This window comes from Leisingera sp. ABD4_442 (genome assembly GCF_056160905.1).
In genome coordinates, this window is the sequence record NZ_JBSWYB010000022.1 from 31,787 (window position 1) to 43,389 (window position 11,603).

The following is an 11,603-nucleotide window of genomic DNA, read 5'->3' on the forward strand; positions in this document are numbered from 1 at the left end:
TCCCATGAAACTGATGACCTGCCCGCTGAACGGGCCCCGCAATATCACTGAGTTCCAGTGCCACGGCGAAGTGCATGTGCAGCCTGACCCGGACAGGGTCAGCGATACCGAGTGGACTGATTTCGTCTGGATGTCGAACAACATGGCTGGTGTGGTGCGCGAATGGTGGTGCCATACGCCGACCAATTACTGGTTCCTGGCTGAACGCCACACGGTCACCGACGAAATCCTGAAAACCTTTCCCGTTCCCGTGGACGGACCCTTGGGGGATGCACCGCAATGACGATTCAGCAACGGCAGGGCGCGCTGATCGACCCGTCGAAAAAGATCAGCTTTACCTTTGACGGCCGCCGGTTCGAGGGCGCGGCCGGAGACACCATTGCCTCGGCTCTGGCGGCCAATGGCGAATGGGTGATTTCACGCTCATTCAAATACCACCGCCCGCGCGGGGTGCTGACTATGGCGGCGCAGGACGCCAACACGCTGGTGCAGATCGGCAATGAGGTCAGTGTGTTCGCCGACCGTCACCCGATCTCCGAGGGGCTGGAGGTGCGGGCCCAGAACGTGAACGGCACTGCCCGCAAGGACCGGGACTTCATCATGAACCGGTTTGGCCGTTTCATGCCTGTCGGGTTCTATTACCGGACCTTCTACAAGCCCAAGGGCATCTGGGAAAAGATCTGGGAACCGGTCATCCGTGCAAAGGCAGGTTTGGGCAAGCTGGATATCAGCAAGCCGACCGAAGGTTATTATGACAAGGCCTATGGCTGGTACGATGTGATTGTCGTTGGCGCCGGTCCCGCCGGCATGGCGGCGGCGCTGTCGGCGGCGGATGCCGGGGCTTCAGTCCTTTTGATCGACGAAAATTCGCGGATTGGCGGTGCGCTGAACTATGCCCGCATGGAAGTCGGCGGCTTGCCCGAAAAAGTTGAGCAGCACCAGAATATCGAAGTTTGGACGGATGCAGTTTGCAATGCCTGGTATGCCGATAACTGGCTGCCGGTCATTCGCGGCAACCGTCTGTACAAGCTGCGTGCCATACAAGTTGTTCTGGCAACCGGAATGATTGAGCAGCCCGCGCAGTTCCGCAACAATGACCTGCCGGGCATCATGCAAGGGTCTGCGGCCCAGCGGCTGATCAAGCTTTACGGCGTCAAACCCGGGCAGCGGGCTGTGGTGCTGGCGGCCAATGACGATGCCTATGGCGTTGCCTTGGACCTTTTGGATGCGGGCGTGGAGCTGGCGGCCATTTGCGATCTGCGCAAAACCGTTCCCGATGACCCGTTCAGGGCTGAAGCAGCCGTGCGCGGCGTCAAGATATATAGCGGCTGGTGCATCTACGAGGCATTGCCCGCTCCGCAGCACCTGCATGTGAAAGGGGTGACAATCGCGGCGATAAACGACGAGGGAGCTGCCTCCGGGCAGCAGCGGTTCCTGTCCTGTGACCTGGTCTGCATGTCGGTTGGCTATACCCCGGCATACCAGCTGCCGGTGCAGGCGGGTGGCAAGGTGTCCTACGATGATGAAAGCGCCCTGTTCACGATTTCGGGCCAAAGCGCTGATGTGCATCTGGCTGGTTCGCTCGATGGGGTGTTCAGTGAGCCGGATTGTGTAGCGCATGGCACTGCGCTGGGTGCTCTCGCCGCGCGGCGATGCGGGTTTGAGGTTCCAGAGACTCTGCCACTGCCTGGCCGCAGAGCAGTGTCGCCAAACCATCCCTGGCCGATCTTCCCGCATCCTGAGGGCAAGGACTTCGTTGATTTTGATGAAGACCTGCAGATCAAGGATATCAAGAATGCAGTGGCGGACGGCTACCGGGAACTGGAACTGGTCAAACGCTTCTCGACCGTTGGAATGGGCCCCAGTCAGGGCAGGCACGCGGCGCTGGCAACCGCCCGCCTCGTTGCAAAGCACTCTAACCGGAGTGTTGCCGAGGTTGGTGTGACGACGGCGCGGCCGCCATTCACGACGGAGAAGATTGCAACGCTCGCAGGCCGTAAATTCACGCCGCAGCGCCAGACCCCTATGCATGCGCTGCATCAGGCTGCGGGAGCTGAATGGCTGCTCGCGGGCAATTGGCAGCGCCCGGCCTACTATGGCACCAGCAGCGATCCGAAAGCTGTCATCGCCGAAGAAGTCCTGAACGTCCGCAACAATGTGGGCATGATCGATGTCTCAACCCTAGGCGGGCTGGATGTGCGCGGGCCGGATGCGGCTGAGTTCCTCAACCGCATGTACACTTTTGCCTACGCTAAGCTGCCGGTGGGCAAGACCCGCTATCTGCTGATGACCAATGAGGCAGGCACAGTGATCGACGACGGCGTCGCCTGCCGTCTGGCCGAGGACTATTTTTATGTCACGGCGACGACCACAGGCGTGGACCGGATTTACCGCAACATGTTGTGGTGGAATGCGCAATGGCGCCTGGACGTGGATATCGCCAACGTGACCGCGGCTTATGCAGGCGTGAACCTCGCTGGGCCGAATGCGCGCAAGGTGCTGGAAAAACTGACCAGTGACATTGCCGTCAGCTCAGAAGAGTTTCCTTATCTCGCCTATCGGGAGGGCCATGTTGCGGGTGTTCCGGGGCGGGTGTTCCGGGTCGGCTTCATCGGTGAGCTTGGCTATGAAATCCATGTGCCGTCGCGTTACGGCGCCGCCCTGTGGCAGGCAATTGCCGATGCCGGTCAACAGTTCGGGATCCGCCCCTTCGGGCTGGAAGCACAGCGGATCATGCGGCTGGAAAAGGGCCATGTGATCGTGGGTCAGGACACCGACGGCATGACTACTCCGGAAGAGCTGGATATGACCTGGGCTGTGGCCAAAAAGAAACCTTTCTTCATTGGCAAACGCAGCCTGGAGATCCGCGGCCAGCATCTGTCGGACCGTAAGCTGGTCGGTTTCACGCTGGAGAAAATGCCCGCCACCGGCCTGGAAGAGGGAAACATCGTCATTAAGGACGGCGACATCCGCGGCTTTGTCACTTCGGTGGCAGAGTCACCAACGGCCGGGAAAGTCGTTGGGCTGGCCTATGCTCCGCGTGAGGACGGTGCAATCGGGCAAGAGTGCACGCTGCGGGCCAGCGACGGCAGTTTGCATAAGGCTGCAGTGTGCTCGCCCCACTTCTACGATCCGGAAAACAAGCGGCAGGAGCTGTGATCATGGCAGAAACGCAGGCGCATAACCCGGTCGCGCAAAGCCCGTTCGCAGGCTGCAGCGGTATTTCCGATGCAGCCCGCCGAACAGGCGGTGTCCGTCTGGAAGATCTCTCAGCCCTGCCCAGAAACGGGTTCAAGGGAAAGGGAACGTCTGGCTGGCTGGCCCAGCAGGCCGGAAATATGCCGCAGGAACCGAACCAGGCTGTGATGCTGGGAGATGGTACAACCTTGGCCTGGCTGGGAGGCGAGGAATACCTGCTGTTGTCCGGCGCCACGGGTGGCGGCGGTTTGGCTGGCCGTATCGATCAGGACTGGGCTGCAGACCGGGCCAAGGGTGTTCAGGGGATCGGATTTCCATTGCCGCGCGCGGACACGCACAGCTGGCTGCGGGTTTCAGGCGCGAATACCCCGGAAATGATGGCCAAAATCTGTGGAGTCGATCTGCGGCCGGAGTGCTTTGCCGAAGGAGCGGTCGCTCAGACAGTTGCCGCCCGCATCGGTGTGATCCTGATCCGGGCCGATTGGGAAGGCGAATACGGGCTTCACATGCTCTCGGATTGTGCCTCGGCAGGCTACCTGTGGGCCGTTCTTCAGGATGCGGCAGACGAATACAACGGTGGGGTTTCGTAAGATGGCAGGCTATCAATTCAACTCGGATAACGGGTCGCCTGTCTGTGATCAGATCATGCAAGCGCTTATGGCTTGCAATTCCGGCATGGAAACAGCCTATGGCGCAGATCAATGGAGCGCGCAGCTCAACCAGGCCTATTCGCTATTCTTCGAGCGGGAGTGCTTTGTTTTCCCGGTGCCTACTGGGACGGCAGGCAACGGTCTGGCACTGGGGGCGGTGACACCGCCTTATGGAACGATTTTCTGCCACCGGTCTGCTCATATCGTTACTACCGAATGCGGCGCGCCTGAATTCTACTCAGGCGGCGGCCGGATGACACTGATCGATGGCGAGCATAACAAAATTCGGCCTGACGCCTTTGCGGCTGCGCTCGAGGATCATGGCATAGGTAATGTGCACCATATGCAGGCAAGTTCGTTGAGCCTGACCCAGGCTACCGAAGCCGGGGTCACGTACTCGCTGGCGGAATTGACGGAACTGGCAGCAGTTGCCCGGGAAGCAGAGTTGAAGGTTCATCTGGATGGGGCCCGGTTCGCCAATGCTTTGGTGCATCTGGGCGCGTCTCCGGCAGAGATGACCTGGCAGGCCGGTATCGACGTGCTGACATTCGGCACTACCAAGAATGGCACGATGAATGCCGAGGCCGTTGTCACCTTCGATCCGGAGATCGCCAAGGTGCTCCGTTTCATGCACAAGCGTGCAGGCCATCTTTCTTCCAAGATGCGTTATTTGTCCGCGCAACTGCTCAGCTATCTTGAGGGAGACCTATGGTGGTCCAATGCAGCAGTGGCAAACGGTCATGCTGCCCGCGTAGCTAAGGCGCTGTCCAGCTGCCCGGGAGCGCAACTGGTAAATCCCGTGCACATCAATGAGATCTTTGCAGTATTGCCCGCCGGATTGCAGCAGGCCTTGGCTGACGCAGGGTTCAATTTGAGGCCCTGGAACTGTGGCGCGGCTGGCCAGGGTATCCGCATGGTGATGTCCTACTGCGAAAATCCAAGCAGCATTTCAGATTTTGAATCCGTTTGCCGTCAGGCGGCAAGTTCCACCAGCGCTGGCTGACGCAAACGGGTTGTGCCCTCGCTGTTCTCCCCCGGCGAGGGCACCTTTTTGCCTGCGGCAATTGTATGCGGCGGTACTCAGGACCAACGGAACGAGGAAAAAATGAACGCAACACTAGGAATTGCCGGTATTGGTGCTATCGGCACAAACGTGGCTCTTGCTATCGACCAGGGGGCCGTGCCTGGATTTTCTGTCAAGGGTATTGCTGCAAGCAGCCCAGAGCGGTTGGAAGGGCTCAACAGGAAGCTGTCCCGTCCGGTTCCGTTCGTGGATTTCGCAGCGTTGGCGGAGAACTGTGACTGGGTTCTGGAATGCCTGCCGCCCGCTTTGTTTGATGAATTAGCAATGCCCGTCCTTAAGGCCGGCAAAACTCTGGTTGTGATGTCCTGCAGCCAGCTTCTGGGACGCGAGGATCTTGTCAGCCTGGCCTGCGAAACAGGCGCAAGGATAGTTGTTCCCTCCGGAGCTATGCTGGGGCTGGATGCACTCAAGGCTGTTGCCGCCGGTGAGATCCGCTCGGTCACGATCGAAACCCGCAAACCGGTGGCGGGGTTGGCCAATGCCCCTTATCTGGCGGAGAAGAATCTGGATCTGAGCGGCCTGACCGCGCCTCTCCAAATCATCGCCGGATCGGTATCGGAGGTGGCCAGGGCATTTCCCGCCAATGTCAATGTGGCAGCAGCACTCAGCCTGGCAGGCCTGGGGGCGGAGCGCACACGTATGGAGGTCTGGGCGGACCCAACACTGACACGCAACAAGCATACGGTGCGTGTTACATCAGACAGCTCGGATTTCACTGTGAGCATCCAGAACCGTCCGACTGAAGAAAACGCAGCAACCGGGCGGATCACGCCGCAAAGTGTGATCGCGCTGCTGAAGAACCACACCGCGACCCTGCAGATTGGAACCTGACTATGCTGACTTTTGAAATGATCCGCTCTGCTGCAATAGGCCTGGACGGTGTAACCCGGGTCACACCGCTGCTGGAATCTGAACTGCTCAACAAAAAGCTCGGCTTTCGTCTGATCGTCAAACCTGAATGCTTGCAAATAACTGGTTCATTCAAAATTCGCGGTGCATACACAAAGATCGCAGCACTATCTGAAGCGGAACGCAATGCTGGCGTGGTTGCATTTTCGTCGGGCAACCATGCACAGGGCGTAGCTGCGGCGGCGGCGGCTTTGGGCGTGAAAGCAACAATTATTATGCCTGCAGATGCGCCTGAAATCAAACTGACGAATACAGTCGGATATGGTGCGGAGGTTATCACCTATGACCGCGAAACTGGAGACCGTGCTCAAATCGCGAGCGATGTTGCGGAGAGAACCGGTGCAGTTCTGGTGCCGCCATACGATGATTTCACCTTGATGGCCGGGCAGGGGACAGTGGGATTGGAGATTGCTGGGCAGCTGAAGCAAATGGGTGTTCAGGCTGATGCTCTAATCTGCCCGGTCGGTGGAGGCGGGCTGATTGCCGGGATTGCCACTGCTTTTGCCGAGCTGTCGCCGGATACGCGAGTTTTCGCTGCAGAGCCCGAGCATTTCGACGACATGCGCAGATCGTTGCAGGCCAAAGAGCGGATTGGAAATGAAGCCGGTCACCAGTCTGTGTGCGATTCCATCGTTACACAGATTCCAGGGACATTGACGTTTCCAATTAACCAGCGTCTTTTGGCTGGCGGGCTCACAGTCTCAGACCGGCAAGCAATGTCAGCAATTCTGCTGCTCATGAATGAGATGAAAATTCTGGCTGAGCCGGGTGGGGCCGTGGCAGTAGCCGCGGCACAAAAACATGCAGAAGAGTGGGAAGGAAAGACTGTTGCCGCTGTCGTTTCAGGGGGCAATGCGGACCTTTCTCTGATAGCAGATAGCGCGCTAGGAACTTCCTGAAAGCTCCACGCGTAGTTTCCGGTCTGAGCCTCCTGGTCGATGACTGGCTACTTGCCGTGAGACGAACGGCTCAATGTATGTATCGGCGGCTGTTCGCAAATGATTTCTGGCACGTTCTCGGAAGTCGCTCATAAGTATCTGGCCTGTTGATCGGCACGCGGACCGTGGCCTTGTTGGGGTTAACCCGCTGGTTGAAGCGGCCTTGTTGCACAAATCGTTCGAGGGATTCACTGCATGAATCCAGCATGATAGCTGGGAGGCATGAGCAGTTGGGCCCCTACGAAGTACAAGACCACGAATTGGTCGGCTTACAATGAAGCGCTGAGGCGGCGCGGTTCGCTGACGGTGTGGTTTGATCCCGATATGGTGTGGAAACCACCTCCGACCGGAAAACGTGGTCGGCAGCTGAGCTTCAGCGATGCGGCGATCCAGACGTGCCTGACGATGAAGGTGCTGTTCGGTATGCCGCTGCGGCAGATGACTGGTTTCGTCGAAAGCCTGCTTCGGTTGATCGGGTTGGACTGACCGGTCCCGGACTTCAGCACCTTGTTCCGTCGCCAACGAATGCTGAACGTGGCCATCCCCTACCGTGGAGGGGAAGGCCCGCTGAACCTTCTGATCGACAGCACCGGTATCAAGGCCGAGGGCGAAGGTGAGTGGTGTGCCCGAAAGCCCCTCCCGCACATGCTGTGCATGTGCTGCCGGGCAGCGGGTGGCACCAAGCGGCGCATCTGGCGCAAGATACACATCGGAATTGACGAGGAAACGCTGGAGGTCAGAGCCGTGGAGATCACCGGCAGCAATATCGGTGACGCGCCCATACTCCCGGAACTGCTGGACCAGATCGAAGCGGATCAGGGCAACGCATCGGTCACCGCCGACGGAGCTTACGATACCCGAAAGTGCCACGAGGCAATCGCTGCCCGAAATCCCGCCGCTGTCATACCGCCACGCAAGAACGCAAAGCCTTGGAAACCAACGACTCCCGGCGCCGTCGCCCGCAACGAAGCGCTGCGAGCCTCGAAGTACTTGGGCCGCGCCATCTGGCGACGGTGGAGCGGCTACCACCGTCGGAGCCGTGTCGAAAGCAAGATGAACTGCATCAAGCTGCTTGGCCAATCCCTGATGGCCCGAGACTTCGAGCGCCAGGTCGCCGAGCTGCAGGTTCGTATCGCCGTGCTGAACGGCTACACGGCGCTTGGCATGCCTGTTACGCGGCCCGTGGAATAAGTGGGAGCTGCGTTCAGCCCCCGTTTTGTGCAACAAGGCCCATTACCGACATGAGCCTCAGAAATTACGACGGGTTTCCATCGTCCGGGCCCTACTGGCCGAAAGGAAGCGCGACGCCCAATTTGGCTTTGCTGGCTTGCTGAAGAAGCTACTAGCCAAGTGGACTGGGTCAGACCTTCCGTGACTCCAAGGAAACTCGCGGACGATCCAAACGCCCTGCTTGTGGATCTAAGGGAGCGTAACCTTCCCCCCTTTCGATTGGCCTCAGATTGCCGGATCACGACTGGTGCTCAAGCGTTGGTCTGGACACTACTTTGTCCAGTCCGGACCAGCATCTCTCAGGTTTTTCATTAATCTATGCCCGCGGCAGGACCAGGCCTGCACATGCGGCGCACAGACACCTCTGTCGACCTCGTTCACACGCACATAGTGGTTGATCTGTATGTACTCAGGGTGAAGTGCAGCTACGATTTCGCGCGGCAGCTCTTCTTTGCCAGCAGAACCCGGAACTTGCGCCAGACGCTCAGTAGCCACCGTTACAGACCCGTGCTCGGCGGAGCATCGGACAGGAAATTCAGATACTGGCCGACGTAATCCATTCCCGCCAGTTCGGCAAAACCATCCATAACGCGCTTGGTGACAGGGCCTGGCACGCCGCCTTCGTAATGGTGCCCGTTCAGCGAAGCCACCGGGCAGGCGCAAAGGCTGGTGGAGGTGAAAAACGCCTCTTGCGCGTCCAGAGCAGATTCAAGCGGCAGATCCTGCTCGCGGAGGGGAATGTCCAGCTCACTGCACAGGTCAATCACCACCTGCCGGCTGACACCCGCCAGAACATACTCTGTCGTGGGCGTCAGAACCACGCCGTCGCGGACCACAAAAAAATTGCAGCCCGCACCTTCAGCGATATTGCCGTTGTGATCGGGCATGAGGGCCCACGCCCCCGGAAACTCCGCAGACACCTCTTTCTGCGCCAGGATCATGTTGAGATAGTTGTTGGTCTTGGCATTTGGATTGATGGCGCGGGGCGCGATCCTGCAGCGCCCGGTCATCCTGGCATCGATGCCGTTAACGAAGAAGGGAGCCCTCGCCCGTAACGGGATCGGGATGCAGTCGATAATGACTGTGGCCCCGGAGTTTTGCGGAGGTTCTCCGTCAAAATTCTGCAGCCCGCCGGTGACGCGAAGCGTGACCCAGTAGTCTTCATCGGGACGCAGCATGGGCAGGTTGGCCTGGACCAGGCTTTCCGTCGCATCAATCATTTCCTGGCGCGGCATTCCGGGTTCGATCCTGGCGTAGGAAAGGCTCTCAATCAGCCGGTCGATGTGCTCTTCCAGCTTGAAGAGCTTTCCGCCAAAGGTTCTGATCGTGTCAAAAACACTGTCGCCGTAAACCAGTCCCAAATCTCTGATGGATACGGATGCTTCACGCTCCGGAACAAGCGCCCCGTTCACATAGGCAAGCCGGTCTGCCATCTCGAACCCTCCCATTGTTTTGATAGAAATGCAGCAATCTGGCGGCCGCGTGTCATGCTTGTTTGCGACATCCTCAGGGATTGCCGGTAAAACACCGCCATGGGTCGAAGGATGGCATCGGTGGGATACTTTCCTTCAGGCAATGCTCACATTCTTGCGCCGGCCTTATGCGGACTGCGTTGCCCATACCGGTGCGCAAGCAAATTGGAACAGCATCTGTTCACCTCCTGAGCAATTGCCCGCCATCGACCGGCAGGTGAACCCCGGTTAAGAAGCGTGCCTCATCCGAGGCCAGATACAGAGCCGCATGGGCGACGCCCCAGGCGGTGCCCATCTTGCCGCCCAGGGGGATCGATGTGTCCCGTTCCGCAATGCGGGTCTGTTTGTCTTCGGCCTTCTCCGTCAGTACCGCGTCCACGGCCAGTGGCGTATGCATCGAGCCGGGCAGCACCGCATTCGCACGAATACCATGGCTGGCGCATTCCACGTCATCGCTGTTGTCAGCCCGTTCATCCCGGCTTTGGAGGTATTGTAAGCGATGTAGCCATTCCCCGACCATTAGGCCGCGGTTGAGGATATGTTGACGATTGCTCCGCCGCCCTGCGCCTGCATCACCGGCAGGACAGCACGGCAGCTCAGGTACATGCCCTTCATATTTGCATCAAGGATCCGGTCTCAAACCGTTTCGTCATGCGCGGCTGATCCGCGATGCGGGCGCAATCCGCGCCTTGTGTCACATCCGCCTGCAGGGAGCGGGCGATACCCCCTCCTGTTCGATCTGCGCGCAGGTTTCCTGAGCAGGTCTGAGACCCCGGTCGACGACCAGCACCTCGGCCCCTTCGCGGGCGAAGAGCACGGAAATCGCCCGCCCGTTGCCGATGGTTTCACCTGGCGTCTGACCGCCGCCAATCACAATGGCCGGTTTACCACGCAGGCGCATCATTGCTCTCGCGAGGTGACACGCAGGCGGGAGTAGAGGTCATCCCGCTCCACGTAACAGCCGCGCAAATGCCGGGTGCCGCTTTGCAGATCAAACTCCGAACGCGCATGCAGCATCCGGCGGTTGTCGAAGGCAATCAGATCGCCGGGTTCCAGGCGGAACTGGACCACATATTTTGGGTCCTTTACCAGGCGAAGCCACTTAATCAGCGCGGCATAGGCCGCCTCCATCTGGCCGAACGGCACATTCAAGGTGCCGCGTTGATAGACCGCAATACGGATTTCCTTGAAGCTGCCGTCTGGGTTCAGGTCGATCACCGGCCCGTCCTGGCGGTATTCGGTCGATTTGGTGTGATACTTCCAGGTCCAGCGCGTCTCGGTCAGGATACGAAAGGTCTCCGGGTCCTCGTGTCGCAGATCGTCGGCCACGCGGAATCCATCGGTGAAGATACTGTCACCACCAGTCGCATCATTGGCCATACAGAACAGCATCTGCACGCCAGGCTGCAGCTCGCGCGCTGGCAGGTCGGTATGCAACGGCAGGGCAAAGGTCGTGTAGGCCAGGCTGTCATCGCCGGACCGGTCTGCCTCGACCCGGACATTGAAGTAGGGACCGAAGTTGGAGTTGCGGATCGGTCCGATGCGGTTTGCCGCCTTGCCGACGGTGTGTTCTTCAACCGGCAGGTTGCGCAACAGGCCAAGCCCGGTATCGGTGATCGCCTTGACCCAGTCATGCAGCGCATGATCATCATCCAGAACCGTTGGCCCGTCAAAGGTCGGAACGCGGGAGACAAAGGAAGCATCCCAATACTCCAGGCCGCTGTCCGCCGTCATCGTGGGCACCGAACCATCGTAGGTATTCCGGCGCAGCCATCCGGGGTGGTACCGGCTTTCGTAGTCCTCCGGCTGCCAATGCACCACCAGTGCCCCGTCTTCGGCCCGAACGGAGCCCGCATTGAGCTCTTCGGGCAATTCATCCAGCAGGTACAGCTGTTCGCGGGTGGTGGGGTTCAGCGTGCGCTCGGCTGCGCAATTGTCCCGCAGCCAAAGCGCGTGATACCGGCTTTGATACCCGTCCGCCCAGGTTACAGTTACAATCTTCCCATCCGTTACGGCCTGTTCTACGGTGGCATCCAAGGGATAGCTGTCAAAGTCCGGGGTTCTGAGATCGGTTGCCATCTGCTGCTCCTGCTGTATTCCGGGAAAGGTTAAGCCCGGAAAG

The 11,603-nt window shown here is 59.2% G+C and carries 11 protein-coding genes and 1 pseudogene; 7 read left to right on the forward strand and 5 right to left on the reverse strand.

The features are described 5' to 3' along the window. The first annotated feature begins 4 nt into the window (after positions 1-4). The 7 genes and pseudogenes from ACXAHG_RS15610 (at position 5) to ACXAHG_RS15640 (ending at position 7,970) form a co-directional block, all read left to right on the forward strand. Positions 5-283: a sarcosine oxidase subunit delta gene (locus ACXAHG_RS15610; RefSeq protein WP_475058754.1), complete on the forward strand. Its 279-nt coding sequence runs from the start codon at positions 5-7 to the stop codon at positions 281-283. After that, positions 280-3,159 (forward strand): 2Fe-2S iron-sulfur cluster-binding protein, encoded by a 2,880-nt coding sequence (locus ACXAHG_RS15615; RefSeq protein ID WP_475058756.1) that lies wholly within the window; start codon positions 280-282, stop codon positions 3,157-3,159. The genes ACXAHG_RS15610 and ACXAHG_RS15615 overlap by 4 nt, the downstream gene beginning before the upstream one ends. Positions 3,160-3,161: 2 nt before the next feature. Next, the gene (locus ACXAHG_RS15620) at positions 3,162-3,788 is read left to right on the forward strand and encodes a sarcosine oxidase subunit gamma family protein (RefSeq protein WP_475058759.1); all 627 of its coding nucleotides are present in this window, start codon (positions 3,162-3,164) and stop codon (positions 3,786-3,788) included. Between the two features lies 1 nt (position 3,789). Next, complete coding sequence (locus tag ACXAHG_RS15625; RefSeq protein WP_475058761.1) at positions 3,790-4,851, forward strand: threonine aldolase family protein; 1,062 nt, start codon at positions 3,790-3,792, stop codon at positions 4,849-4,851. A gap of 102 nt (positions 4,852-4,953) precedes the next feature. Continuing rightward, positions 4,954-5,763 (forward strand): aspartate dehydrogenase, encoded by an 810-nt coding sequence (locus ACXAHG_RS15630; RefSeq protein ID WP_475058763.1) that lies wholly within the window; start codon positions 4,954-4,956, stop codon positions 5,761-5,763. Between the two features lie 2 nt (positions 5,764-5,765). Continuing rightward, positions 5,766-6,740: a threonine/serine dehydratase gene (locus ACXAHG_RS15635; RefSeq protein WP_475058766.1), complete on the forward strand. Its 975-nt coding sequence runs from the start codon at positions 5,766-5,768 to the stop codon at positions 6,738-6,740. Between the two features lie 261 nt (positions 6,741-7,001). Then, positions 7,002-7,970: pseudogene (locus ACXAHG_RS15640) on the forward strand (IS5 family transposase). A 536-nt stretch (positions 7,971-8,506) separates the two neighbouring features. On the opposite strand, the gene ACXAHG_RS15645 reads toward ACXAHG_RS15640, so the two are convergent. The 5 genes from ACXAHG_RS15645 to ACXAHG_RS15665 all read right to left on the reverse strand — a co-directional run bounded on the left by ACXAHG_RS15645 (position 8,507) and on the right by ACXAHG_RS15665 (position 11,560). Beyond that, positions 8,507-9,442, reverse strand: coding sequence for an aminotransferase class IV (locus ACXAHG_RS15645; RefSeq protein ID WP_475058768.1), 936 nt, complete (start codon positions 9,440-9,442; stop codon positions 8,507-8,509). A gap of 220 nt (positions 9,443-9,662) precedes the next feature. Then, complete coding sequence (locus ACXAHG_RS15650) at positions 9,663-10,001, reverse strand: SDR family oxidoreductase (RefSeq protein ID WP_475058771.1); 339 nt, start codon at positions 9,999-10,001, stop codon at positions 9,663-9,665. Beyond that, positions 10,001-10,111, reverse strand: coding sequence for an SDR family NAD(P)-dependent oxidoreductase (locus ACXAHG_RS15655; RefSeq protein ID WP_475058828.1), 111 nt, complete (start codon positions 10,109-10,111; stop codon positions 10,001-10,003). The genes ACXAHG_RS15650 and ACXAHG_RS15655 overlap by 1 nt, the downstream gene beginning before the upstream one ends. Before the next feature lie 64 nt (positions 10,112-10,175). After that, positions 10,176-10,385: a hypothetical protein gene (locus ACXAHG_RS15660; protein WP_475058773.1), complete on the reverse strand. Its 210-nt coding sequence runs from the start codon at positions 10,383-10,385 to the stop codon at positions 10,176-10,178. Next, positions 10,382-11,560: a TauD/TfdA family dioxygenase gene (locus ACXAHG_RS15665; protein ID WP_475058776.1), complete on the reverse strand. Its 1,179-nt coding sequence runs from the start codon at positions 11,558-11,560 to the stop codon at positions 10,382-10,384. Before ACXAHG_RS15665 ends, ACXAHG_RS15660 begins: the two co-directional genes overlap by 4 nt. Positions 11,561-11,603: the final 43 nt, after the last annotated feature.

Bases quoted from the DNA above. Each gene is read 5' to 3' on its own strand.
- ACXAHG_RS15610 (WP_475058754.1), top strand. From the start codon at position 5: ATGAAACTGATGACCTGCCCGCTGAACGGGCCCCGCAATATCACTGAG.
- ACXAHG_RS15645 (WP_475058768.1), bottom strand. From the start codon at position 9,442: ATGGCAGACCGGCTTGCCTATGTGAACGGGGCGCTTGTTCCGGAGCGT.
- ACXAHG_RS15635 (WP_475058766.1), top strand. From the start codon at position 5,766: ATGCTGACTTTTGAAATGATCCGCTCTGCTGCAATAGGCCTGGACGGT.
- ACXAHG_RS15625 (WP_475058761.1), top strand. From the start codon at position 3,790: ATGGCAGGCTATCAATTCAACTCGGATAACGGGTCGCCTGTCTGTGAT.
- ACXAHG_RS15660 (WP_475058773.1), bottom strand. From the start codon at position 10,385: ATGATGCGCCTGCGTGGTAAACCGGCCATTGTGATTGGCGGCGGTCAG.
- ACXAHG_RS15665 (WP_475058776.1), bottom strand. From the start codon at position 11,560: ATGGCAACCGATCTCAGAACCCCGGACTTTGACAGCTATCCCTTGGAT.
- ACXAHG_RS15615 (WP_475058756.1), top strand. From the start codon at position 280: ATGACGATTCAGCAACGGCAGGGCGCGCTGATCGACCCGTCGAAAAAG.
- ACXAHG_RS15650 (WP_475058771.1), bottom strand. From the start codon at position 10,001: ATGGTCGGGGAATGGCTACATCGCTTACAATACCTCCAAAGCCGGGAT.
- ACXAHG_RS15630 (WP_475058763.1), top strand. From the start codon at position 4,954: ATGAACGCAACACTAGGAATTGCCGGTATTGGTGCTATCGGCACAAAC.
- ACXAHG_RS15620 (WP_475058759.1), top strand. From the start codon at position 3,162: ATGGCAGAAACGCAGGCGCATAACCCGGTCGCGCAAAGCCCGTTCGCA.